Source organism: Winslowiella arboricola (assembly GCF_025527015.1).
In the GTDB taxonomy this organism is placed as follows: Bacteria; Pseudomonadota; Gammaproteobacteria; order Enterobacterales; family Enterobacteriaceae; genus Erwinia; species Erwinia arboricola.
The window spans coordinates 98,827-123,885 of the sequence record NZ_JAODIM010000041.1; the positions used below are offsets into that span (position 1 = coordinate 98,827).

25 protein-coding genes are annotated in these 25,059 nt (G+C 54.9%); 16 read left to right on the forward strand and 9 right to left on the reverse strand.

The genetic code is table 11. The features are described 5' to 3' along the window. Positions 1-378, forward strand: a complete 378-nt coding sequence (gene apaG, locus N5923_RS12215; protein ID WP_267142089.1) for a Co2+/Mg2+ efflux protein ApaG — start codon at positions 1-3, stop codon at positions 376-378. Positions 379-390: 12 nt separating this feature from the next. Beyond that, positions 391-1,221, forward strand: coding sequence for a bis(5'-nucleosyl)-tetraphosphatase (symmetrical) ApaH (gene apaH, locus N5923_RS12220; protein ID WP_267142090.1), 831 nt, complete (start codon positions 391-393; stop codon positions 1,219-1,221). A 27-nt stretch (positions 1,222-1,248) separates the two neighbouring features. Here apaH and N5923_RS12225 read toward each other — a convergent pair whose 3' ends face one another. Beyond that, the gene (locus N5923_RS12225; protein ID WP_267142091.1) at positions 1,249-2,883 is read right to left on the reverse strand and encodes a glycosyl hydrolase family 18 protein; all 1,635 of its coding nucleotides are present in this window, start codon (positions 2,881-2,883) and stop codon (positions 1,249-1,251) included. A 110-nt stretch (positions 2,884-2,993) separates the two neighbouring features. Beyond that, positions 2,994-3,746 carry a prepilin peptidase gene (locus tag N5923_RS12230; protein WP_267142092.1) on the reverse strand — a complete coding sequence of 251 codons (753 nt, stop codon included), beginning with the start codon at positions 3,744-3,746 and terminating at the stop codon, positions 2,994-2,996. A 251-nt stretch (positions 3,747-3,997) separates the two neighbouring features. On the opposite strand from N5923_RS12230, the gene gspG reads away from it, so the two are divergent. From gspG to N5923_RS12290, 12 genes are read left to right on the forward strand one after another with little or no spacing between them, the layout of a single operon-like run. After that, positions 3,998-4,420 carry a type II secretion system major pseudopilin GspG gene (gene gspG, locus N5923_RS12235; RefSeq protein WP_267142093.1) on the forward strand — a complete coding sequence of 141 codons (423 nt, stop codon included), beginning with the start codon at positions 3,998-4,000 and terminating at the stop codon, positions 4,418-4,420. Positions 4,421-4,422: 2 nt separating this feature from the next. After that, positions 4,423-4,878, forward strand: coding sequence for a lytic transglycosylase domain-containing protein (locus tag N5923_RS12240; RefSeq protein ID WP_267142094.1), 456 nt, complete (start codon positions 4,423-4,425; stop codon positions 4,876-4,878). A 6-nt stretch (positions 4,879-4,884) separates the two neighbouring features. Continuing rightward, a complete protein-coding gene (locus N5923_RS12245) occupies positions 4,885-6,054 on the forward strand; it encodes a type II secretion system F family protein (protein ID WP_267142095.1) in 1,170 nt (389 codons plus the stop codon). Further along, positions 6,054-7,685, forward strand: a complete 1,632-nt coding sequence (locus tag N5923_RS12250) for a GspE/PulE family protein (protein ID WP_267142096.1) — start codon at positions 6,054-6,056, stop codon at positions 7,683-7,685. The genes N5923_RS12245 and N5923_RS12250 overlap by 1 nt, the downstream gene beginning before the upstream one ends. After that, the gene (locus tag N5923_RS12255; RefSeq protein WP_267142097.1) at positions 7,666-8,370 is read left to right on the forward strand and encodes a hypothetical protein; all 705 of its coding nucleotides are present in this window, start codon (positions 7,666-7,668) and stop codon (positions 8,368-8,370) included. Before N5923_RS12250 ends, N5923_RS12255 begins: the two co-directional genes overlap by 20 nt. After that, positions 8,367-8,861, forward strand: coding sequence for a hypothetical protein (locus N5923_RS12260; protein WP_267142098.1), 495 nt, complete (start codon positions 8,367-8,369; stop codon positions 8,859-8,861). The genes N5923_RS12255 and N5923_RS12260 overlap by 4 nt, the downstream gene beginning before the upstream one ends. Beyond that, positions 8,851-9,405 (forward strand): hypothetical protein, encoded by a 555-nt coding sequence (locus N5923_RS12265; RefSeq protein ID WP_267142099.1) that lies wholly within the window; start codon positions 8,851-8,853, stop codon positions 9,403-9,405. Before N5923_RS12260 ends, N5923_RS12265 begins: the two co-directional genes overlap by 11 nt. After that, positions 9,402-9,926, forward strand: a complete 525-nt coding sequence (locus N5923_RS12270) for a hypothetical protein (RefSeq protein WP_267142100.1) — start codon at positions 9,402-9,404, stop codon at positions 9,924-9,926. The genes N5923_RS12265 and N5923_RS12270 overlap by 4 nt, the downstream gene beginning before the upstream one ends. Before the next feature lie 11 nt (positions 9,927-9,937). After that, a complete protein-coding gene (locus N5923_RS12275) occupies positions 9,938-11,827 on the forward strand; it encodes a secretin N-terminal domain-containing protein (protein WP_267142101.1) in 1,890 nt (629 codons plus the stop codon). Then, positions 11,824-12,303, forward strand: a complete 480-nt coding sequence (locus tag N5923_RS12280; protein WP_267142102.1) for a type II secretion system protein — start codon at positions 11,824-11,826, stop codon at positions 12,301-12,303. Before N5923_RS12275 ends, N5923_RS12280 begins: the two co-directional genes overlap by 4 nt. After that, positions 12,290-12,658: a type II secretion system protein gene (locus N5923_RS12285; protein WP_267142103.1), complete on the forward strand. Its 369-nt coding sequence runs from the start codon at positions 12,290-12,292 to the stop codon at positions 12,656-12,658. Before N5923_RS12280 ends, N5923_RS12285 begins: the two co-directional genes overlap by 14 nt. Beyond that, a complete protein-coding gene (locus N5923_RS12290) occupies positions 12,645-13,139 on the forward strand; it encodes a hypothetical protein (protein WP_267142104.1) in 495 nt (164 codons plus the stop codon). Before N5923_RS12285 ends, N5923_RS12290 begins: the two co-directional genes overlap by 14 nt. An 11-nt stretch (positions 13,140-13,150) precedes the next feature. Here the strand turns inward: N5923_RS12290 and N5923_RS12295 are convergent, their stop codons facing one another. Then, the gene (locus tag N5923_RS12295; RefSeq protein ID WP_267142105.1) at positions 13,151-13,408 is read right to left on the reverse strand and encodes a LysR family transcriptional regulator; all 258 of its coding nucleotides are present in this window, start codon (positions 13,406-13,408) and stop codon (positions 13,151-13,153) included. Between the two features lie 231 nt (positions 13,409-13,639). Between N5923_RS12295 and N5923_RS12300 the strand changes: the two genes are divergently transcribed. After that, complete coding sequence (locus N5923_RS12300; protein ID WP_267142106.1) at positions 13,640-14,329, forward strand: response regulator transcription factor; 690 nt, start codon at positions 13,640-13,642, stop codon at positions 14,327-14,329. A gap of 85 nt (positions 14,330-14,414) precedes the next feature. On the opposite strand, the gene N5923_RS12305 is transcribed toward N5923_RS12300, so the two are convergent. Beyond that, entirely contained in the window at positions 14,415-14,636 is a 222-nt protein-coding gene (locus N5923_RS12305) for a hypothetical protein (RefSeq protein WP_267142107.1), read from the reverse strand. Between the two features lie 435 nt (positions 14,637-15,071). Between N5923_RS12305 and N5923_RS12310 the strand changes: the two genes are divergently transcribed. Then, positions 15,072-16,469 carry a lytic polysaccharide monooxygenase gene (locus N5923_RS12310; RefSeq protein ID WP_267142108.1) on the forward strand — a complete coding sequence of 466 codons (1,398 nt, stop codon included), beginning with the start codon at positions 15,072-15,074 and terminating at the stop codon, positions 16,467-16,469. Positions 16,470-16,518: 49 nt separating this feature from the next. Here N5923_RS12310 and N5923_RS12315 read toward each other — a convergent pair whose 3' ends face one another. The 5 genes from N5923_RS12315 to N5923_RS12335 form a co-directional block, all read right to left on the reverse strand. After that, positions 16,519-20,085 carry a transporter substrate-binding domain-containing protein gene (locus N5923_RS12315; RefSeq protein WP_267142109.1) on the reverse strand — a complete coding sequence of 1,189 codons (3,567 nt, stop codon included), beginning with the start codon at positions 20,083-20,085 and terminating at the stop codon, positions 16,519-16,521. A 2-nt stretch (positions 20,086-20,087) separates the two neighbouring features. Beyond that, positions 20,088-20,714 (reverse strand): response regulator, encoded by a 627-nt coding sequence (locus N5923_RS12320; protein ID WP_267142110.1) that lies wholly within the window; start codon positions 20,712-20,714, stop codon positions 20,088-20,090. Continuing rightward, positions 20,711-21,952: a hypothetical protein gene (locus N5923_RS12325; protein WP_267142111.1), complete on the reverse strand. Its 1,242-nt coding sequence runs from the start codon at positions 21,950-21,952 to the stop codon at positions 20,711-20,713. The genes N5923_RS12320 and N5923_RS12325 overlap by 4 nt, the downstream gene beginning before the upstream one ends. A 232-nt stretch (positions 21,953-22,184) precedes the next feature. Continuing rightward, positions 22,185-24,071 (reverse strand): PhoX family protein, encoded by a 1,887-nt coding sequence (locus N5923_RS12330; RefSeq protein WP_267142112.1) that lies wholly within the window; start codon positions 24,069-24,071, stop codon positions 22,185-22,187. Positions 24,072-24,162: 91 nt separating this feature from the next. Continuing rightward, positions 24,163-25,053, reverse strand: coding sequence for a dihydrodipicolinate synthase family protein (locus N5923_RS12335; protein ID WP_267142113.1), 891 nt, complete (start codon positions 25,051-25,053; stop codon positions 24,163-24,165). Positions 25,054-25,059: the final 6 nt, after the last annotated feature.

A 25,059-nucleotide genomic window follows, 5' to 3' on the forward strand; every position in this document is an offset into this window, starting at 1 on the left:
ATGATTGATTCGCCCCGAGTATGTGTACAGGTGCAGAGTGTCTATATTGAGTCGCAATCCGCACCTCATGACGATCGCTATGTTTTTGCCTATACCATTACCATTCGCAATCTGGGGCGCAATCCTGTGCAGCTTCTTGGCCGTTACTGGTTGATTACCAACGGTAACGGTCGGGAAACTGAAGTCCAGGGCGAAGGTGTGGTTGGCGAACAGCCACTGATCGAGCCTGGCAACGAATTCCAGTATACCAGTGGGGCGATCCTCGAAACGCCGATGGGCACCATGCAAGGTCACTACGTGATGGTTGATCAACAAGGGGAAACCTTTCATGTTGATATTCCGGTGTTCCGCCTTGCCATCCCGACCCATATTCACTAAGAAAAAAACGTAATGAGTACATACCTTATTGGCGACATTCATGGTTGCTATGATGAGTTGCAATCATTGCTGGCGCAGGTCGCCTTTAATCCAGAGAAAGATACCCTGTGGCTGACTGGCGATCTGGTTGCCCGTGGCCCCGGCTCGCTGGAGGTGCTGCGCTTTGTGCGTTCACTCGGCGACTGCGTACGCCTGGTGCTGGGCAATCACGATCTGCATTTGCTGGCGGTCTACGCCGGTATCAGCCGTAACAAACCCAAAGATCGCATTACCCCACTGCTGACTGCTCCTGATGCTGACGAGCTGATTAACTGGCTACGCCGTCAGCCGCTGTTACAGGTTGATGAAGAAAAGAAGCTGGTGATGGCCCACGCCGGCATCACGCCGCAATGGGATATCGCCACGGCGAAAATGTGCGCGCGCGAAGTTGAAGCAGTGCTGTCCAGCGACAGCTATCCGTTGTTTCTTAATGCGATGTATGGCGATATGCCGAATAACTGGACGCCGGAACTGAGCGGACTATCCCGTCTGCGTTTCAGTACCAACGCGCTGACGCGCATGCGTTTCTGCTTCCCTAACGGCCAGCTGGATATGATTGCCAAAGAGTCACCGGAATCAGCCCCGCCGCCGCTTAAACCCTGGTTCGCCATTCCCGGTCCTGTCGCCCGCGACTACACCATTGTCTTTGGCCACTGGGCCTCACTGGAAGGACGCGGCACGCCGGAAGGGATTATTGGACTGGATACCGGATGTTGCTGGGGCGGCACCCTGACGCTGCTGCGCTGGGAAGATCGCTCGCTGTTTGTCCAGCCTTCTAATCGCGTACGCGCCAATGAAGAGTGACCGCTGTCGCGGTCACCCTGACTGACTTTACTGCGGATTGCCTGATGCCGAGGTGATGGCAGTAGCGGTTTTCACTATCAGCGGCTGACTCTTATCCGAGAACATCTCCGCTGCCCCCACTGCCGCCACCTGATATTCATAAATGCTTCCTGCCACCAGTCCGCTATCGGTATAGCGGGTCTCCGCCGCTTCGCTGATAAACTCCCCGTTGCGATAAATTCGGAAGTGTTTTACTGCCATATTATCCGTGGCGGCGGCATGCCAGCTCAGCGTCAGTCGATCGCTACCCACCTCAGAAGCGACCAGTTCTGAGGGGGTAGCTGGCTTCTCACTCCCTTCTGCCAGCGCTTCCTCCTCAACGAGGATTGAAGAGGACTCCCCAGGCATGGAGAGATTTCCCGCTTTATCTGCCACCACAATATGGTACTCATAGTGATTGCCGGCGCTTACCTCCGTGTCGATCCACTCCGGCAGCAGCGACTGGGCAATCTCAGCGCCGTTACGCCAGATACTGTAGTGTGACACCCCAACATTATCGCTGGCAGGCAGCCAGGACAGCATCACCCGCCCCTCTGACACGGTGAGGTCTGGCTTGGCAGGCTGGCCGGGAGCTTCATGATCCGGGGCGCCTGGCAGATCTTCGTTAATCAGCTGAGCAAAACGCTCAATAAACGCGTTGCCATACGCATTACCACTTTTGTTATAGCCAGCATCCCAGTTAACCGACCAGGCCATCAGCCCCCGGACTGCCGTTCCCTGGGCCGCCAGACGCTCCCAGGCGCTACGCACATCAGCTTCATTTTTGACATAACCATTAGCAGCAGCATCCTCGTTGCTGGGCAGACCTATAACAAGTTTGTCTGCCGGAACAGAGAGATAACCATGCGTGCCGTGTACCAGTGAATCGGTCAGGGTATATAAAAATTCCGCTTTTTTGCTGTCATCATTTTGCGCATACCAGCCATTTTCTCCCTCCACGCCATCGTCGTTCTGGTTGTAAAACTGTGGAGAGATAAAGTCGTAGTAGCCCTCAAGATTTTCGATCAATTTTTTCCATGCGCCGCCTTTATCGCGCAGATCAGGAAACTCAGGCGACAGACTAATAATAAATTTGGGGTATTGCGCTTTAACCCGTTTCAGCGCAGCAGGGATTTCCGTCTGATTGGCGCCAGCGGCAATCGCACTGCCTGCCAGATGGATATCCAGGCCGTCAAAACCGTAAGTGTCTGCCAGGTGAATAATTTCACTGGCAAACTTTTGCCCGTCATCGGGCGCCAGCTCAATATGGGCATCCGCGCCTCCCAGTGAAATCAATACCGGGCGTCCTTCGCCGTTAAGCGTGGCCACTTTCTGACGAAACCCGGCATCGCTCATATTATAAGGCTGAAACGTCGGAATGCCGCTGCCGGTCATAAAGGCCACGGTAATCACATTATATTCTGCCGGAATCTCAGTCAGATCGATATTGGCGGCAGTCCCCTGCTGAAAACCATCGGATTGACTCGCCCAGTTATGCCAGTAGCCCACCATAATCTTTTTATTACTGATATCCGGGAAACTATCCGCCGTATCAAATGTAGCAGCACTCAGCATCGCACTGCTCAGGGTGCCCACCAACAATAGTGATGCCGTTATCAGGTTTATTTTAAGTTGCTTTTTCACAGGTAATATTTCGCATTAACAAAAATCATTATTCGCAGGAAACTATTTTCTTTGTCCGATAAAAACCAGCAGCAGCTTCCCGCTATGGTTGAGAATATTCCCGGCAATAATTAAAAGTGATAATAGCGAGGATCAACTATCAGGAAGAATATCGCCACTATCACCGGATAAGGACCAAAAGCAAAAGCCTCGCCCGCTTTTACCCGCAGCAACAGCACTGCGCTAAACAGCGCCAGCAGAGGAGCAAACAACATAATATGGCAGAGGGTTTCCACACCAAAGCAGGCGCCCAGCGCGGCAAACAGCTTCATATCGCCCATCCCCATTCCGGCGGTGCCACGCAGCAGATAATGCAGACGATCCAGCAGCCACGGCAGAGCAAAACCGATAAGCGAAGCGATGAGCGCATCGCGCCAGCTGACCGCATTAATCTTCAGCAACGCCGCTGTCATCCCCAGCGCCCACAGCGGCAATACCAGACGATCCGGCAGCAGCATGGTGCGCCAGTCAATCACCGCCAGGGCTAGCAGCAGACAAATCGCCGCAAGATTAAACCCGCTCTGCCATGTCATCCCGTAGCGAAAAACCACCAGCATAAACAACAGTGCCATCACGGCTTCCACCAGCGGGTAGCGCCAGCTGACAGGTTGATGACAATCGGCACAATGCCCCCGCAACAACAACCAGCCAAGCAGCGGCAGATTGTGGCGCCAGCGCACTGGCGCCTTACAGCTGGGGCAGTGTGAGGCGGGGAAACTTAACGTACATGCTTCACCCGCCATAATGAGCGGCAGGCGGTAAATCACCACATTAAGGAAACTGCCAATCACTGCGCCTGCTAACGCAGCCCATATCATCTCCATTTACACTCTCATTTAACCCTGGTTCAGGATATTCTCAGTATATATATTACGGCTATCAGATATTGCACGTCAGATAATAACCCGCCATACCATCATAAATTCCCGCCTGTGCTAAATATAGAAAATTCCCGATCGCCTGGCATTAATTCTTAATTAACCATAGAGCAATAGCCTGTTTATTGCTCAGGGGTTATTTAAGAATATTCATATCAATTACCCAACCGCTGTCGTGAAATAACCGTGAGAACATCATGAAAAAGACCTTATTACCCCGTAACCGTCATCAGCAGGGTTTTACGCTGCTCGAACTGCTGGTGGTATTAATGATTATTGCGCTGCTGGCCGGATTTGTCGGCCCGCGCCTGTTTTCTCAGGTGGACCAGGCAAAAGAGAAAACCGCTATCAGTCAGATGAAAATCCTGTCTGAGGCCCTGGGTCAGTATCGTCTTGATGTTGGCCAGTATCCCAGCGAAGCACAGGGGCTAAAAGCGCTGAATGAACGCCCGAATGGCGTCAAAAGCTGGCGCGGTCCGTACCTGAGTAAAGCTGTGCCTGCTGATCCCTGGGGCAACCCGTTCCAGTGGCATAACCCGACGCGTAATAAAAATACGGTGTATGAAGTCGAGCTGCTGGCGACCGGCAATGGCGACCAGCCGGTGAGTTACGGATTCTGATCGTGCGTGCATTTCTCTGTTTTCTGTTGCTGGGTCTTATTCAGCTACCGGTACAGGCGACCTGCTGGCAACAGGCTGGCCAACGCTATGGTATCGAGCCGGAGCTGTTGCAGGCCATCGCCATCGTTGAGTCCAACCTGCAGAGTTCAGCACGTAATCAGAACCGTGACGGCAGTTACGACATTGGCCTGATGCAAATTAACAGCCGCCACCTGCCACTGCTGCGCAACTTTCAGATCTCTGAAAGCGCGTTGCTCGACAACCCCTGCCTGAGCGTAATGACTGGCGCCTGGGTGCTGGCGGGCTTTATGCGCAGCTATGGCTATAGCTGGGAAGCAGTAGGCGCTTACAACGCCGGTAATGCGGCGGACCGGGGACATTTACGGCAGCGCTATATCCAGCGCGTACACCCCCACTATACGCGGCTGAAAAACGAGAGCCGCACGGCTGAGCAATAAAGAGCGATGAAAAATTATCAGATAACGTTATTGCGCAACGGTGTCCGCAGCGTGCAGCAGGTCTGTGCCAACAGCGTCGAACAAGCAAAAGCGCAAGTCGCCAGCGATGCGCTGGTATTAGAAGTGAGGGCCAAAACCAGGCTGCGCCGCGCGCGCCCGTTTCCCCTGACGCTATTTATTCAGGAGCTGATTGCCCTGCTGGAGGCCGGACTGGTGATTGTCGAAGCCATCGAAGCGCTGAATGAAAGCTGCCGTGAGGCAGAGCAGCGTCGGGTACTGGGTGACATTCTGCGCGAGCTCTATCGTGGACAGCAGCTGTCGCAAGCGCTCGCTGCCCAGCCAGCGCTGTTTCCGCCGCTGCTGGTCAGCACCGTCGCCTCATCGGAACAGACGGGCCAGTTGCCGGTGGCGCTGGGACGTTTCCTGCATTACGAAAAACGCATGGAAACCCTGCGTAAACGCATTCGCAGCACCCTGCTCTACCCCAGCGTGGTGATTGGCGTTGGCTGCCTGATTCTGTTCTTTCTGCTGGGATTTATTATTCCGCGCTTTGCCGTGGTGTTTAACGGCATGCAAAACCTGAACGCCAGCGCGCGCTTTATTGTCTGGTGGGGCGAACTGACCAGCAGCTCCGGCCCGCTGCTGCTGTTGCTGACTGCCGGTGCGATCGCCCTGATTATTGCCGCGCTGCGCAATAAAGCACTGCGTCAGGCGGGTTTTAAACAGCTGCTGTGCATCCCGCAACTGAAACAACAGTATCAGCTGGCGATCCTGGTGCGTTTCTATCGCACCCTCGGCCTGCTGTTGCAGGGAGGCATGGCCGCGGTTGAGGCGTTGCAGCTGACCGGCTGCCTGTTACCAGCCACTTATCAGCCACGGCTGCGCCAGATTCTGGCGGAAGTGCAAGCGGGTAAAGCGTTATCACACTGCCTGACCGCGCAAGGGCTGACCACACCGGTCGCCAGCCGTCTGCTGGTAGTAGGCGAACGCGGAGGCGAACTGCCAGCCATGTGCGAGCGCATCGCCGCTTTTTATGACGAGAGCCTGGAACGCGCGATTGAGACCTTCAGCAAAGTGTTTGAACCGTTGCTGATGCTGATCGTCGGCGGCCTGGTTGGGCTGGTGGTGTTTCTGCTTTATATGCCCATTTTTGAAATGGCGGGAGGGTTAGCCTGATGACTCACGATCATCGCGAAATGCCAGATTCTGCATGGCAGAGCCTGGCAGCGGAACAGCGTGCTGCCTGGCTGGAGCAGCTGCTGGCCGCAAAGCCGCAGCAGCTGGAGTCACTGGCTACTGAACTGGGCCTCTGGCCGCTGCAGGAAGATCAGCTCGCGGCGGCGGAACTGGACTTTAGCCGTATCAGCCTGCCGCAGGCGCTGGCGCGCCGCCTGTTGCCGATCCTGCTGGGCGGTAAAGAGTGGTTGCTGCTGGCCGATCCCTTCAGCCTGCCACTGCGCCAGTGGGCGCAGCGCCACACCGAGCGTCTGGCGCTCTGTCGTCCGGGCTGGGTCAATGATCAGCTGGATAATCTGTCGCGTCAGCAGCGCACCATGGAGCAGATCGATCATCAGGATTTCGCCAGCCAGGGCGAAGAGACAACGCTGGAGATCTCGCTGGTCACCATCGATCAGGAGCAAAGCTCGGTGATCAGGCTGGTCGACTCCACGCTGTACGACGCCCTGCAAAGCCGCGCCAGCGATATTCATCTGGAGAGCGTGCCTGATGGCCTGGTGGTGAAATACCGCATTGATGGTGTGCTGCACAATATTACGCGCTGCAACGGCTGGCAGAATGCTGAGCAGATTATCTCGCGTCTGAAGGTGCTTGGCAGCATGGATATCTCTGAGCGTCGTGTCCCGCAGGATGGCCGTTTTAAAGCGCATATTCAGCAGCGCGATGTCGATTTCCGCGTCTCGATTATGCCCAGCATCCACGGTGAGGATGCAGTACTGCGCGTGCTGGATAAATCCCATGATAAAAAGCTGCGGCTGGAAACACTCGGCTTTGATGTGCCGACGCTGCAGGCGATACGCAAGCTGACACAGATTCCCCACGGCATGGTGCTGGTAACCGGGCCAACCGGTAGCGGTAAATCCACCACCCTCTACTCCGCGCTCAGCGAGCTGAACAGTGGTGAAAGCAAGATCATCACCATTGAAGACCCGGTGGAGTATCAGCTGGAAGGCGTACTGCAAATCCCGGTCAACGATAAGAAAGGGTTGAGCTTTGCCCGTGGCCTGCGCGCCATCCTGCGTCACGACCCCGATATCATTCTGGTGGGAGAAATTCGTGACGGTGAGACCGCCGGTATTGCGGTGCAGGCCGCGCTGACCGGACACGTTGTGCTCTCATCGGTGCATGCCAACAGCGTGTTCAGCGTGCTGGAACGTTTTCTCTATATGCAGGTAGAACCAGCGAGTCTGATCACTGCGCTTAACGGGGTTGTCGCCCAGCGTCTGGTGCGCCAGATCTGCCCGCAGTGTCAGCAGGCTTATCAGCCGACAGCGGAAGAGATTGCCGACTGGCAGCTTGATCGGCAACTGCTGAGCGCGGCCAGCTGGAGCCGGGGCGCGGGTTGTCATCACTGCCGTCACAGCGGCTATCACGGACGACTGGCGCTGGCGGAAGTACTGCATTTCAGCGACGCCATGAAAGAGGCGCTGCTGGCGCGCGCGCCGCTGCGCCAGCTACGTGAAGTCGCGCTGGCGGAAGGCTTTATGCCATTGCAGCAGATCGCCATTAACGCGGCCAGCAAAGGGCTGACCAGTTTGCAGGAGGTGAAACGTGTTATTTCCCTCAATTAAGCGCTGGTGTTGCCGCCTGCAACAGCAGCATCTGCAGCTGTGGCTCAATAACCGGCTGCAATATCAGTGCAGCTGGCAGCCGCAGCTGCCGCTGACGGATCAGCTGGCGCAGTTGTTCGCTAATCTGCCGCCCGCGCCGCGCTGGCGCGACACGCTGGAGTTTGTGGTCGATACGCCCCACCTCAGCTATTTGCTGGTGCCATGGAGCAACGGCATCACGCGACCGGCGGAACTGCGCCAGTATGCCGCGCTGTTACTGGCGCAGCAGCAGGATGAACAGCAGCCGATGGCGGTGAGCTTTTTGCACAGTGGCTATGGCGGCAACGCCTTTGCCGCGCTGTTGCCCCAGACACTGCTGGGCGAGCTGCAACAAGTAGCAAAGGATCAGCGCCTGCGGCTACACAGTTGCAGCACGCCATTCAGCAATATGCTGAGCAGTTTTGGCCGCCAGCTGCCGGAAAACGCGCTGTTCGCCTGTATTGGCCCGCAGCAAAGCAGCTTTGCCTGCCGCTTCCAGCAGCAGTGGCACAGCGTATTTAGTCTGCATCTGCCACACAGCGAATTAAGACAACAACTGGAAACCGCTAACCGCCTGGCGAATCTGCCGACGCTGCAACGCTATGTATTGCATTGTCTGCCGGACACGCCGCCTGGCCGGCGTGCCGCAGGAGAAACGCCACCATGATCAATCGTCATCAATTTATCACGCGCGGGCGGCTGACGATAAGCCTCACCCTGCTGGTGGTACTGATTGCACCGACGCTGGTGACGATCGCTATCACCCGGCAACAGCACCAGCAGCTGACACAGGTGCTGACGCAGGAGATGAAGCTGTTACAGGCCCACCGCCAGGCAGCGGAAGCGATTAGCGTTAAACAACGCGCTTTCGACAAAGCACCGCAGCAGCTGGAATCCTCGCAGCTAAATGGGCTGGCGCTGATCGCCCCTGCGCTGCACGACGATATTGCCCTGCTGTCGCTGGAAAAAGATGCCCGCCAGCAACGGATGCGCATTGAGGTGCTAAGCCGCTCGCTGGATGCATTGCTGGACTTTGTCTCACGCTTACAACGGCTTCCGGCCAGGGTCGGTCTGGAAAGTCATCAAACGGAAACGACTATGCCCGAAACATGGAAGATTCGCGCCACGTTAAATCTGGAGTACGCCGATGCACCTTAATTCAGGCATTTTGTCCTCGCTGAATGAGTGGCAACCCCGTCTGCGCTGGTATGCCAGTCAGTGCTATGAGCTGCTTGGCCCTCTGCCGCTGCTGATTGCCGCGCTGTGGCTGACGCTGCTGTTTTACCTTTGCGCTCAGCTGCGACCGGCGCTGGTTGCTGATAGTCAGCGTCAGCAGGCGATTCACCAGCAGCTGGCGGTACCGTTGCCGATTATCTCACCGGAGCAGGAGACGGCGGAGAGCGCGCTGAGCGTGACTGAATATGAGCAGGTTAAAGCGCTGTTCGCCATCCTGAAAAAGCATGGCTTGCAGGCCAGGGAGAGCCGTTACCAGCAACTGACCGACAGTAGCAGCGCACAGCGCGTTCAGCTGATGCTCGATATTCCGCTAGTGGGCGAATATATGAATTTGCAAAACGCGCTGCGTGAAATGACAGCCAGCCTGCCACTGCAATTTGAGTCGCTGGCGATGGCGCGCACAACCCCTGCCACCACCCAGTTAAGCATGTCGCTGCGCGTCACGCTGGCGGGAGAAGCACCATGAAACTGCCGCGTTACTTACAGCTGGCGCTCGGTGTAACCGGCGCACTGGTGCTGTGGAGTCAGTTTAGCGAGCCCTATGAGACGCCCGTACAGCAGGATCTGCTGCCGCAGCAACAGCCAGCGGCCAGCATTACCAGTCACAACACCGACTCCTTAGTCACGGCGGCGTTCGGCCATAGCGAAAGCAATCTGTTTCCCTTTCAGGGACCGCAGGTTGCCCCATCGCCACCACCGCCACCGCCAAAACCGGCGGCGGCGCCAAAAGCGCCCAGTCTGCCGTTTAAGCTGGTGGGCGCCTGGTGGAACCATAACCAGCGCTATCTGGTGCTGAGTGATGGCAAGCAAAGCTGGATCGTGTGCAATCAGTGCAGGATCGCCGACAGTATCCGCAGCGGCGAAAAATTAAATGAGAACTGGCAGTTAAAAGCGATCGAACCTGACCATCTGGTTTTCCGCTGGCTGCCACTGGAAAACGACCAGCGCCTGTCGCTGGGCGATATGACATCAAAACCTAAATTCTAACGATATTGACTATGTTTACTAAAAAAAAGCTGTCTGTATTAATCGCCGCTTTGCTGCTGGCAGGCTGTGCTAATCAGCAGTCACCTGGCTCTGACGAGCAGCCGCAAGATCATCAACAGCAGCTTATCCACTCGCTGGATAAGCTGAAACAACAGCGTCTGGCCGACCCGCAGGATCTGACACTGAAAAGCCGTGAACAGCTGGAGAGCAGCCAGCTGGTAGACCTGTACCTGAAACAAGCGGAACGCGCCGTCGCACAGAATAACCATCAGGACGCGGCACGTCTGTGGCGCACCGCTCTGCAATATCAGCCGGGCAATATGCGCGCCCAGCAGGGGCTGCGTCGCATCAATGCCTGGCGTTCACTGGATATGATGTATCAGCAGGCCAGCAAGCTGGCAGCTAACAACCCGCAGGCGGCGCTGGAAAAAATCCAGAAAGTGCTGGAAGAGGAGCCGGGCTGGCCGCAGGCCACCGCGCTGCGCGATCATCTGCTGCGCCAGCTGTCGTCCAGCACCCAGCCATCGCAGCGGATGAGCGCTGAGCTGCAAAAGCCGGTATCACTCAATTTCCGCTCGCATAATCTGATGGAGATCTTCAATACCATTTCGAAGATCACCGGCGTGAATTTTATCTTTGATAACGATGTGTCACGTAATATCTCCACCAGCATTATTGCCAACAAAACCACGGCGGAAGACGCGATCAACTTGCTGTTGATCTCCAATCAGCTGCGGAAAAAGGTGCTGAATGGCAACACCCTGCTGATCTATCCGGCCAGCCAGAACAAAGAGAAAATCTACCGCGACATTATGGTGAAAACCTTTTTCCTCGGTTACGCCAAAGCGAAAGATGTCAACGTGGCGCTGCGTAACCTGATGAAGATAAAAGATATTCACGTCGACGAACGTACTAACTCACTGACAGTGCGCAGTCCGCGTGAAAGTATCGAGATGATTGAACGCCTGCTGATGACGCTGGATCGCCCGGAAGCGGAAGTCACGCTGGAAGTGGAAGTGCTGGAGATCAACAGCAATGACGCCACCAAACTGGGTATTCGTTATCCGGGTGAGATCGGTATTGGCTTTAACGGCGGCGCCGACGCATCCAGCAATATCCCGCTGAATGCTTTTGGTCGCGACAATATGTTTATCAACCTTGGCAGCAGTCGCGGACTTAAACTCGATATCAGTAAAATCCGCAGTCATGCCAAAGTGCTGGCCAATCCACGCATTCATGTGAAAAACAGCAAGCAGGCGCTGATCGAAATTGGCGAAAAACTACCGGTATTAACCAATACCACCAATGACGGCGTGACCAATCAGAAGGTGGAGTATCAGGACGTTGGCCTGAAGTTGCAGGTGACGCCAGAGATCAGTCTCGACGGTGAGATCAGCATGGATGTGGAGTTCAGCCTCAGCAGTCTTGGCCTCGCACAGGAGAGCAAGGATGGCCTGAAATATTACAGCACCAACAACCGGATGGCGAAAACCATCCTCAGTAGCCTCGATGGCGAAACCCAGATGCTGGCCGGATTGATCAGCATGAACCAGAAAAATGACAAAAGCGGCATACCAGGACTCAGCAATCTGCCCTTAATCGGATCACTGTTCAGCACCTCGGACAAAGAGAAGAAGCGCACCGAAGTGGTGTTACTGATCACACCGCGTATTGCCCGCAGCATCGATCTGCCGGGATCTCATATCAATGCGATCGCTGTAGGGACCGAAGATCTGCCTGGCGATCAGGATATGCGTTTGCGCGCAGCGGGCCGCATCCAGGTCGGCAAAGAAGCCGCAGTGGCGCCACCGCTGGCGCCACCAGCGCACTTCCCGCAGCAGCGTGGTGAACTGCCGTCACCCAATCCGGCCCATGATAATGCCGCAAGAAGCGCGCCATGAGTCAGCGGCGGCAACAGGGTTTTACCCTGGTGGAGATGATGGTGACGCTCAGCCTGCTGGCTTCGCTGGCGGCGGCCTCGCTGCCGCTAATTGAGAAACAGGCACAGCGCAATAAAGAGGAGCAGCTGCAACAGGCGCTGCGTCAGATCCGCCAGGCGCTGGATCGCTATCAGCACGCCAGCCAGCAGGGGCTGATTGAGAAGCGCAGCGATGAATCCGGCTATCCGCCAACGTTACAGGCGCTGACCGACGGGGTGGTGGATAAAACCTCGCCGAATCAGCGCAAAATCTATTTTCTGCGGCGTATTCCGCGCGATCCGATGTGTGATTGCGCCGGCAAAGCCGACCATGAGAGCTGGCGCATCCGCAGCAGTAATAGTGAACCGGGTAATTTTACCCGCAAAGGGGATATCTATGATGTGGCCTCGTTTAGCGAAGCCCGCGGATTAAACGGGGTGCCTTATGCGCAATGGTGAAAAAGGCTTTACCCTGATTGAGCTGCTGGTGGTAATGGCGATTATCGCCACGCTGGTGACAATGGTGGCGCCGCGCTATTTCCAGCAAACCGAGCGCGCCAAAGAGGTGGTGCTAAAACACAATCTGAATACGTTGCGGGTTTCGCTTGATCACTATCGCCACGACCATATTGAGGGCCCGGCGCGGTTGCAGGAACTGGTGGAAAAAGGCTATCTGCGTCAGTTGCCGCTCGATCCGCTGACGGATAAGTACAATAGCTGGGTCAGCCGCCAGGACGAGCATGGGCAGATTATTGATATTCGCAGTGGTTCGCCGCAGACATCGCTGGATGGAGTGCCCTATGCCGACTGGTAATCGCCAGGCGGGCTTCAGCTACCTGCTGCTACTGGCGTGGTTAAGTGTGCTGTCGCTGCTGCTGCTGCGTAGTTATGACCACCGTCAGACCCAGTGGCGGCAGGAGCGCGAAGAGCAGCTGCTGTTCGCTGGCGATCAGATTCGTCAGGCAATCCGCCAGTATCGGGAAAACCCGGCGGGCAATAAATGCTTTCCGACCGCTTTCCGGCAGTTGATCAGTGATACGCGCGGTAACCAGGTGCAGCACCTGCTGCGACAGATCTATCCCGATCCGTTTAGCCAGCAGCGTGAATGGGGGATGATCTATGATGAACAGCAACGCTGGATCGGGGTTTACAGTAAAGGCAGCGGCAGACCACTTAAACAGCAGGGTTTCAGTGAACCGTATAGCCGTTTTAAACAGGCGGCCAGCTATGCCGACTGGCAGTTTAAAGTGGAAGAGGATCCAGCCGCACCGCTGCCGGTGCGGTGCAGCGGGTAATATCTGAGTAATTATTGCGCAAAAGCGCGCTCTAACTGGGTTTTCACATTCTGCAGCTCAAGGGCGTGCTGATAGAATATTTTGCCTTTCGCGGTTGGAATGCAGGGGCGGCGACGCACCACCAGTTTCTCGCCCATCTCATCTTCCAGTGAGCTTAAACGCAATGATACAGCTGAAGGTGTAATATAGAGTTGCCGTGCCGCTTCTTCAAAACTGCCGGTATCGACAACGGTAAGAAAAGCATTAATTTTTTTAAATCCCGCTCTCATCTTCGTCCCCGGAAAATTTACAGGTAAAATATCGTTAATTCACGAGATAAATCTTAACGGCAAAGCCTGCGCAATTAAATCTGACTGGTCAGAAAATCTCCTCCCCCCGATAACAATTTTTTTATAAAATGAGTTTTTCTTAATCAGCAAGAGTTTTCTCGCTGACGCAACAGATTTATGGTTATTATCCGCCCTGTTTACTCATCACTCAATTTTATCAGGACAGACCGAATGACCATTAATATTGCTATTGCCCATGAACATAAGCTGATTCGCTGCGGTATTAAATCGCTGATTAAAAATATGACCGGGAAAAAACTTTCTACCGGGGATGATGATGCCAGCTATTCGATTATTAATGATGTTTCCACTCCAGCCGAGCTGGTAAGCACCTTAAACAGCAATCATATCGATCTGCTGTTACTGGGATATACGCTCAATACGGATGAGCGTAAAAGCAGCCCACTGGCTTCGATGGACGGTTATAACCTGGTGAAGTGGTTGCGTAACAAATATCCGCATATCAAAATTGTGGTGATGTCACCGCACCGTCATGCCAGTCTGGTGCGCATGATGCTCGGTTCCGGCATTTCCGGTTATATCAGTATGGATATTTGTGAAAAAACGCTGGAGCGCGTGATGAGCAGCGTGCTGAACAACGAAGTCTATGTGGAAAATGACTTAATGCGCAGCCTGCTTAATGCCAATAATAATACTAACGAGATCTCACCGAAGGAGTCTGAAGTATTGCGCCTGTTATGCCAGGGACTAAGTTTAACCAAAATCGCTGGCAGGATGAATCTGAGCATCAAGACGGTCAGCGCCCATAAACTGCGGGCGATGGATAAACTGGCGGTAGAGAGCGACTGTCAGCTCTATTTTCTGCTCAGCCGCTCCGGCCTGTTTGATATTAAACTGTGATTATTCACTTTGCAGCGCAGCCGGCACGGAGATAACCCACTGATTATTATCAATGGGTTATCTCCTGACGACTGCTTAGCGGTGGCTAATCTAGCGACTCCTGCTGCTCATCAGCAGACCCGGCACCGTCACAATTATGGGCCGCATCGGCTTGCGACTGCTCATCGTCGCTATTTTCCGGCTGCTGTCCTTCTGCGGTATGAAACACATGTAGTTCGGTATTTTCACTCTCGTCATGTCCTTCATGGGCAAATGACAGTGAAGAAATGGTTGATACCAGTAATAATAAAATAAATTTAACCTTCATTAACAGGCCCCTGTAAATAACATATTTAACATCACGGAATAAATAATCGTATAGCAGAGGATTATTTAACAGCGGACAATTCTGCTGCTGATTAAGAACAATAATTACCGTCACAGAAAAACCCCGCCAATAACGGGCAGATTAAAAAGAGCGCTCTTAGCGGCGACAAGAATCTTCCGATTCTAATGCATTATGCAGTAATTATGATATCCCCCACTTCGCGATACAAATTCCCGGGTGGAATTTACTCACTTCGCGATAAGTGCGTTTTTATTTCCGCGCCCGCTCGCGCCAATAAAACACTTCAACTTTATGTGATATTTCATAGCAACTGGATAAATTATGCGTTCTTTTAAGAAAAAGACATTACTTGTACTCATGGCTCTGGCAGGCAGCGCTGCTCATGTACAGATTGCCTCTGCTCATGGTTATTTAATGGATCCGCCTGCACGTGGATTTTTGTGTCAAACCGATAACTCACAGGGATGTGATGCGCTAAGAGATAACAATCAGAGCAGCGCCATCACCACTCCACAGCAGAACGTCTATGTTAATTTCAATGATTACCAGGATTATACTCGCTCTTTACCGGATGGTCGTATCTGTAGCGCCAATGCGGCGAACACCAAACTGGATCTGCCGGCTAACTACTGGGCGCGTAAGGCGATAACACCAAATGAAAACGGCGAAATCCCGATTATTTACTATTTCACCCGCCATCATACGACTGACCATATTCGTTACTACATCACCAAAAACGAAACGGACAATATGCAGGCGATCAAATGGAGCGATCTGGTCGAGATAGCCCACTATCCTGCGGTCGCGCAGCCTGGCAATGGCGAGTTTGTGCAGTGGCGTGAAACGGTTAAATTACCACAGGGGACCAGCGGCAAGCACACCATTGTATCAATGTGGCCGGTAGCCCGCTCACATGGTACCAGCGAAAACTTTGTCTCCTGTAGTGACGTGGATATCCAGGGCAGCGAAAATCCTGAGCAGGGTTGGGGCGCGATTGGCAACGGTGTGCAGGCGCAGCAGAATCTGAAAGCGGGTGATAAGGTTACCTTCCGCCTGTTCAGCAATGGCGACTCGGCAGGCGATTTCACCCATGAGATCGCCGAGGATCAATGGGGTTCTGCGGCCAACTGGCTGTATGATCTTGCTCGCAAAGTTAACCAGCAAAATATGCCGGTGAAGATTGGCGATACGCTGGAAAACGGTCAGGTTAAAATCACCTCGGTGAAAAATAACTACAACGTGTATGCCATTGATAAGAGCAAAAATTACAACTACACCATTGATGTTAAAGCGGTTGAAAAACCGGGAACTGGCACGCCGCCACTGGCGGTCATCACGCCTTCTACCACCACCATCACGCATAATAACTGGGTTAACCTGGGTGCGGATCAGTCACAGGATGCGGATGGTACCCCGGTGCACCAGCTGGACTTCGTGTGGTCCGTCGAGCGTAACGCCGACAAGGTGGAGCTGGAAAGCGACCGTGGCATCGCCACGCGTGTGCGTCTGAAAGCAGCGGCAACCGAAGATTTCGATGTGGTTGTGCAGCTGAAAGCCACCGACCCGGAGAATAACAGCGGTGAAACTACGCTGGTACTGAACGCGAAGAAAGAGGTGGTTGAGCAGCCAGGTGGCTCATGGGATAAAAATAAAACGTATGCCACGCCATGTAATAAAGTGACCTGGAACGGCGCCGAATGGATGAACGGCTGGTGGACGCAGAATAACCAGCCAGGCGCAGACGGTGAATGGGGCGTATGGCGTAAAGTCGGCGACAGCCGTATGCACGCGATGTGTAAAGGCGCTAAGTAACAGAATTATCGTTACTTCGCTTTAACAGCCCGCCTTCAGGCGGGCTTATTTATGGCGACACTCTTTGCGCCAGCTTCGCCAGCACGATTTCCGCTCGTTCCAGCAGCGTATCCAGCGTCTGACGATCAACCCGCCCGCTTTTCTCAATCCGCAAACAGACCCGCATCCCGGGATGGTCATAAAGCAGCGCAAATGACGCCTGCATCCGATGCGCATGCCGGGTAATTTGCGCGATATTGTCACCATCGCGCATCTGGCGGATGGCCGCCATATCCTGTTGTAACCCTTGTTGCAGCGCCGTCAGTAGCTGGCGTTCCTGCTGTGTATCGCCCTGCGCCAGCGCCCGTAGTGGTTCATCTGCAATGGCGACGCTTCGTTGATTAACCTGCTTCCAGGCCTGCGCCACACCATTAAGCAGCGCCTGTTGCGACAACGGCTTAATCAGCACATCATCCATTCCCGCCGCCAGACAACGTTCACGTTCACTGGCAAACGCGTTGGCGGTGCATCCCAGGATCACCAGCGGTGGCAACTGATGTCGCTGCTGATATTCACGTAAATGACGCGTCAGGCTATAGCCATCCATCCCCTGCATCTGACAGTCGGTCAGTACCACATCATAATAGTGCTGTTCAACCTCCTGAAGGGCTTCCGCCCCGCTGCCCACCAGCTCAACATAGTGACCGGATGAGGCAAATTGCAGCGCCATAACCTGTAAATTCACCGGTAAATCATCCACCACCAGAATATTCAGCGATTCACTTTCCACCTGCTGTCCGCTGCCCGGCAACGCAGGATTGGCCAGCAGTTCAGGCCCGGCGCGTTGCAGTGACAACACAATGCTAATCCTGACGCCGCCGGATGCACTGGCGCCAGGCGTCAGCGTGCCGCCCATCAGGTTAATCAGCCGGGCGGAAATCGGTAATCCCAGACCGCTGCCGGGCACTGCATCGGCGCTTTCGGCTCGTACCCAGGGCTGCAGTACCGCCTGATACATTTCTGGCGGAATACCGCAGCCACTGTCCTCCACCTCAATAGTGACCTCATCCCGATCTTCGCTGCGCAGAAAGCGGCCGCTGGCGCGCAGCTGGATCCCGCCTTTTGCGGTAAATTTAATCGCATTCAGCAGCAGATTATTAACCACCTGCGTCAGACGTGCGCCATCCACCCAGTGTGCGGTTTCCGCAGGCAGCCGCATCAGCGTCTGCAACGTCAGCCCTTTTTCTTCGGCGCGCAGGCGGAAAGTGGCGGCACAGCTCTCCAGCAAACTCTCCAGCCGCGTCGGTTGTAACCTGATATCGATACTGCCCGCTTCGATTTTGGAAAAATCCAGTACATCGCCAATAATGCCCTGCAGCGAGTCAGCGGCCTGCCAGGCAATCCGCAACGGATTATCCTGCTCTGGCTGCTGTTTTACCGCCAGCTCCAGAATGCCGATAATCGCATGCAGCGGAGTGCGGATTTCATGACTCATACGCGCCAGAAATGCCGATTTCTCCTGGCTGGCCAGCTCGGCCTTATCACGTGCCAGCAGCAGTTCGCGCGCCAGTGATTTACGCTCCGTAACATCAAACCAGCCGCCAATCACGCCCAGCATCACACCGGCAGGATTACGATAGCCTTCAAACCACAGATACCCTTCCCGCTCTTTACCCTGCAAATGCAGGGTGCGATCGGAAAAATGCGCCGCATCTCCTGACAGGCAGCGCAGAAAAATCCCGCGCACCTCCTGCTTATCGGCCACTGGGAGAAAATGCAGGGTAAAGAGATCGTGTCCCAGCACCTCCTGACCGCGCAGCCCCGTCGCCTGGCAGAAATGCTGGTTGGCGGCGGTAACGCTCATATCGGCAGCACAGACAAACATCGGCGTCGGAACGTTATTAAACAGAATTTCCCAGTAAGCCAGCAGCTCCTGCAAACGGTACTCCGCTTTTTTACGTCTGCTGATCTGACGCGCCAGATAGCTGACCCAAAATATCGAGCTGACGGCAATCACCAGCAACGCCACGCCCCATAGCATTACCCAGGGCGGCAGCTGACTGTTATAAGAGGTGAGATTGGCCACGGAAAACCAGTGGATCTTAAGCGCGCGCAGTTCATTCGGCGACAGGCTGGCAATGCCTTTATTCAGAATGCTGGTTAACTGCGGATAAGCGGGCAGCACCGCGAACCGCTCCGGTTGCAACGCATTATCCAGCGTCTGCACAATAATACGGTTGCCATAGCGGCTGGATTGCAAATAGCTGGCGCTGCCGATACTGGCGAAAGTCGCATCAACCGCACCCGCCAGCATCATATCGACCGCCTCTGGTACCGTGGTCGCTTCAACGATCGACATCTGCGGATAGAATTGCATTGCCGACAGCAGCGCATGACCGCGCTGAATCGCCACCCGTTTATGGCTTAACTGCTGCAAAGTAAACGGCGCGCTGCGTTCGTTACGGGTGATCATCACCCACTCTATCGCTCCCCAGGGATCGCTGAATGTCAGCCAGCCGCGCCGCGCCTGCGAGTCCATCAGCGAAGGCGTCATCTGCGCCTTCTCCGCGCGCAAAATCTTCTCCACCTGCGGCGGGCCAGAGGCGGAAATAAAGTTAAAATTCAGCCCGTTTTTTTCCGCCAGCAGTTGCAAAATATCGATATCCAGCCCGGTTATCTCATCGTTTTTATTCAGAAATGAATAGGGCGGCGTATCAGTATCCACCGCCACATTGATCACCGGATGCTGCTTAATCCAGTCAATTTCCTGCTGACTGAATTGCGGGCCATTACTGTGGTAGCCCTGCGCCAGGCCCGATATCCAGCGCTGGTAGATCTCATTTTTGATGGCGTGCGGAATGCTGGTCAGAATAGCGTTAACCGTCTCCACCACCCCGTCGCCCTGACGTCCGACAAAACCGTACAGCAGCTCATCCAGCTGCGCATCACGGCGGTAAACCAGCCCGGACAGCGGTCGCTGCGCACTGTACCAGGCGATCTGACTTTGCCCATCCAGCCAGGCATCGGCCTGATGGCTGATCACCGCCTGGACGCCTTGTTGCGGGCTGCCGGCGACCGTTAGCTGCGGATAGCGGCTGCGCAGACGCTCAAGCAACGTCGGATTAATATCCGGTGCGGTAACGATATGCAGCTCAGCAAGCGGCGTATTCTGATTACTTTTGCGCACCATTAGCATCAGAGGCTGTACCAGTATGGGATCGGTGCGATTATTATTCGCATCCGCGACGGCGAAATCGGACTGGGCCAGCAGCTGGATGTCACCACGCTGCAAGGCCTGATACGCCTGCGGCCAGCTGTTATACAGCCGCGCTTCCAGCGGACGCTTCAGCACCACTGACAGCAGGCGCAGATAATCAGGGTATAAACCTTCCAGCTTGCCATCCCAGCGCATCATTTGCAGCGGCGCCGCAGAGCAACAGAACAGTCCCACTTTCAACTGCGGATAGTGGAGCAGCACCCGGCTATGGCTGGCGGCTGGCGCCATCGCTTCACTGGTCATATTGGACCAGATCTCCACACGGCGACCTTCCGGCTGTTCGGTTGTGGGTTGCGCCGCCAGCGCCACAACCCATGGTGAAAAAATCAGCCATAACCACCACCAATGCGGGCGCAACATCGTTACTGCCCCAATCCAGTCTGATTAAGATAGCGCCAGAGTGCGGCATCATTTTCCAGCCCCAGCTTTCTCATCGCACTCAACTTTTGCGCGCTGATGGTCTGCTTGGTGCGGTACAGGCGCGCGGCGATATCGTTAACACTTAGCCCCTGGCCAATCAGTCGTAATACTTCCAGCTCTTTCGCGCTGAGCGCCTTTTCAATTTGCTGCAACGGGTCACTGCGAAACAGATCACTCAGCCACGGCTGGCCTTCCGGCTGCTGGCTGCGCAACCCATCGGCCAGCTCCTGCGACAGACTGCTCTTATTCAGAATCGCCTTTACCCGATAGCCGGTCAGCAGCTCAAGGATACGCGGGTCGCTCAGCATGGTGATCACCACAATCGCCAGATCGGGATACAGCTGACGCACCCGGCCAATCATCCGTACCCCGTCGACCTGCTGCTCACCCGGCATATTCAGATCGGTAATCAGCATCTCCACCGGGTGCAACGCCAGCAGCGCGAACAGGCCGCCGACATCATGTGCTTCGGCGACAATCTGGTAATCCTCGGGCAGCGAGGCTAATACGCCACGTAAACCCAGCAAAAATACCGGATGGTCGTCGGCAACAATTACGCGAATACTCATAACTGCCTCTGCGCATCAGGAAACAGCACCCCTTCAAACCACAGCTGATTGCCCTTACGACAGGCAATCAGCGCCATACTGGTACGGTGAAACTGGCCGCTGACATCAGCCAGCCGTACCGCCAGCACTTGCGGGATCTGCGGCACCGATGCCCTGAGCTGCTCAACGGCCGGTCGATCTTCCGGATGCAGCCAGGCGATAAACTGCGACCAGTACGCCGGTGCATGGCTGGTATCCTGCCAGCGGCTCTGATAACGCCAGCGTATTGCGCCCGCACTGTCGAGCTGAAAACGATGGAACCATCCCTGTTGCAATACCCGGTCCATTAACTGCTCTCGCCAGTGATAACGGGCCAGTTGCGCATAGCGCTGGTTGATCCAACTGGCGCACAGCAGTGCCGGCAGGCTGTAAGCTGCGCAGTACCAGGTCGCCAGCAGCACATCCTGTTGCACATTGCGCAGTGGATGATAAAAGGGTCCCTGACCAAACAGGGTGGCGCCTGCCACGCTGACCACACAGAGGGAAAGGAAGGCACTGAGCAACAGCAGATCGCCTCGCATCGCCAGCAGCAGCGGCAAAGCGAATGAGAACATTAGCGCCAGATCCTGCCAGCGCAGTTCATCATTGCTGCTGGCCGGGGCGAAAAACAGCATCAGCTGCGCCAGTAACATGCCGAACGCCAGCAACCACCGCCAGAGATCTTGCTGCGGTTCACCGCCTGCGGTCACCAGCCACAGCACAAAAAAGGTTAACGGCAGATAACTCAGTACATAACCGGCCATATACAGCAGGGAAAGTGACTGATCGATAGGATAATCCAGCAGAAACAGCGCCCAGGTGGTAATCAGCCGTTCGGCAACACCGCTGAGGCCGCTCAACAACGTGAGGGCAAGAATGTCGCGCGGGCGGCTGGGGCGATACATGGCGCCATAATAAAATTGCCAGATCAGCGCCGTTACCATCAGCAACAGCACATCGAAACCACAGAAGATTAAGGAGACATTGACCGGACGGCCATACAGCTGACTGGCGACCAGATGCAGTAGCGCAGCACTCAACAGCCACACCAGCCAGTAACGTACCGGCAGAGCGCAAACCACTCCCAGCAGCAACCCGGCCGGGAACCAGACTAACGACGATAAACTCCAGACATCTCTGACCTGCAGGCTCAGCATCGCTAACGCGAAATCGCAGCAGACAAACGCCAGCCAGCCACTCAGTATCATTCTGGTTTTCATAGCAAGGCGACTCCATGCTCCTCAGCAAATGCCTTAGCTTTGATCAATATTGTTTTCGAAATAGTGATCTCTGCCTCTCTATCCAGCGGACTGAATATAGAAGAGTGATATTGAATGGCGGGATAATAAGAAGTGGGCGGCGCTAACGCCGCCCCTGACAAAAATATTGAAACTTTGTCGGGGTGGCGTTAGCCACCCTTATTGATGATATGCACCAGTATATTGGCGGCGATCAGGCACCCATCACGCCACCATCTTTACGCGTCACCATAATCACCGATGAGCGCGGACGTGGGCTGTTGTGTGGGAAATGTGAGTCACCCTCTTCACCCGGATGCTGCACATTCACAAACAGGGTCTTATAGTCGGGTGTAAAGGCGATGCCGGTTAATTCACAGGACTTTGGCCCGACCATAAAACGGCGGATCTCACCGCTTTGCGGATCGCCGACCAGCATCTGATTATTACCCTGCCCCTGATAGTCGCCTTTATTGCTGTATTTGCCGTCGGTCAGGATCCATAAACGACCGTCGCGATCAAAACCTAAACCGTCCGGGCTGTTAAAGGTGTTTTCCGCCGTCACATTAGGCGTACCGCGATTCACCCCTTGTGGATGGGCAATCGGGTTGCCGCACAGCACAAACATATCCCAGTTAAACTGAAGTGCAGTAGCGTCGCCTTGTTCATCCCAGCGAATGATCTGACCATAGATATTATTGGGACGCGGATTGGCCGGATTCAGCGGCATCCCTTCATCCCCGCGCTTGCTGTTGTTGGTCAGCGTACAGTAAGCGCGACCATCATGCGGATTGACGGCGATCCATTCCGGGCGATCCATGCGTGTGGCATGCACCCGATCCGCCGCCATACGCGCATTGATCACCACGTCCGCCTGGCTGTAAAAACCATTTTCGGCCGTCAGGCCATTTTTACCCCAGCTCAGTTCCAGCCAGCGTCCACTGCCTTGCAATGGGGTACCGGCGGCATCACCGGTAAACTCTGCCACATACAGTTTGCCGTGATCCAGCAGCTGACGATTCGCCGCCGGATTGGCACTGTCGACCTGCGCATCAGAAACAAACTTATAGATATATTCGCCGCGTTCGTCGTCACCCATATACACCACCAGATGACCATTTTTCGCTACCGTTACCGCTGCATTCTCATGCTTAAAGCGGCCAAGGGCAGTACGTTTGATCGGCGTCGAGGCCGGATCCAGCGGATCGATCTCGACGATCCAGCCGTGGCGGTTAAATTCATTCGGATTCATCGCCATATCGAAACGTTGATCAAAGTCCGCCCAGTTACGCTCGGGTTCAGTGGGCTTCAGGGTATAGCGCTTTTGCTGCGGGGTGACTTTATAGTCGCTCTGGCTGGTGCCAAAGTAGGTGTCGTAGTTCTCTTCGCAAGTCAGGTAGGTGCCCCATGGCGTTTTGCCATTGGCGCAGTTGCCAAACGTGCCCAGTACTTTCATACCCGTCGGATCGGCAGCGGTCTGCAAGGCTTTATCACCGGCGGCCGGGCCACTGAATACCATTGGCGTGGTGGCGGTAATACGGCGGTTGTAGCGCGACGGACGCACCACCGACCAGCGATTGTCGGCGTCACGCTGCACTTCCACCACTGAAACACCATGCGCCGCCTGGGATTTGCGTACATCTTCAGCGCTGGTCGCTTTTGCGCCGCCATGGGCGAACAGGTATTGTTCATTGACGTATTCGTTATTGATCGCCATTACGCCACGGTGTTCATCCACCGGGAAGAAACTCATACCGTCATTGTTATCGCCAAACTGCTTTTCCTGATCGCTGGCGCTGTTATTGCCGTGCGGATCAAAAGCCGGAGCGCCATCCACCAGCGGGTCGCCCCAGGAGATCAGCACATCCGCCTGATAACCTTCGGCCACTACAATATTATCTGCCGTCGAAGCGGCAATGCCGTCAAACCCCAGCAGTTTGCTGCCGCCAGGCTCGCCTTTGGCGAACGCATCAGCAGGCAAACTCCAGATGCCGCCGCCAAGAAAACCAGTTAAACCCACCGCGCCGGTGCCTGCCAGCAGTTTACGCCGCGAAGGATCGGTTAAACGATCTGCATTCAGTTCTGTAATTTTTTCGCTCATCAGCACGACTTCCTGTTATTTTCCCAGTGATCGCCCTCATGCTATAACCAGACTGTTACAGAAATGTTTCTTTACATTTCTGACGCAAAAATCAACGCCCTAACGCTTCAGCCATACGCCGCACGACCGTCTGCTTCTGCTCTGAAGTCAGCGCGCGCAGCGGCAAACGTGGATTGCCAGCATCAATGCCGTGCAGCTGCATCGCCGCTTTACCTGCTGCCACGCCGCCAAACTCGACCAGCACCCGGATCAGCGCTACCACCCGATCCATCTGCTCAATTACCGCAGCATGCCGGCCCGCGTTAAAGTCGCTGATAATGCTGCGAAACAGCGGAGCGGCATAGTTATAGGTACTGCCCACCGCACCAATGGCGCCGACCGCCAGCCCACCCGGCAGATGCTCGTCGACACCAAACGGAATATCAAACTTACCCTGGCTGACACGCAGACAGCGCTGATACTCATACAGATCCGGGCTGTTAAATTTGATACCGCTCAGATTGGGGATGACGGACTCTGCCTGGATTAAAAACTGCTCCATATCGAGATTCAGCCCGGACATGCCGGAATGGTAGTAATAAAAGCCTTTTGACGGCGCCGCAGCGGCAATCGCCTGACAATAAGCGACTAAATCGGCGATGCTGGCGGGTTTAAAAAAGCATGGGCCAATCGCTGAAGTGGCGAAAATATCAAGCGTTTCGGCATGCTGTGACAGTTCAACTGCATCCGCCACACTGAGCGCGCCAGTATGCAGCGTAATCGCTAAAGCGCCGCCAGAAGCATCAACCCAGCGCCGGGCAATCTGCTTACGTTCGCTCACCGAGCAATGCAAACCTTCTCCGGTGGTGCCAAGGACATAAACGCCTTTGATGCCGTCATCAATCAGATGAGCGGCAATCCGATCGATAGCAGAATAATTTACCGCACCATGCTGGTCGAAAGGGGTATGCGGGGCGGCAATCAAACCGGTTAACTTGCTCATGGTCTC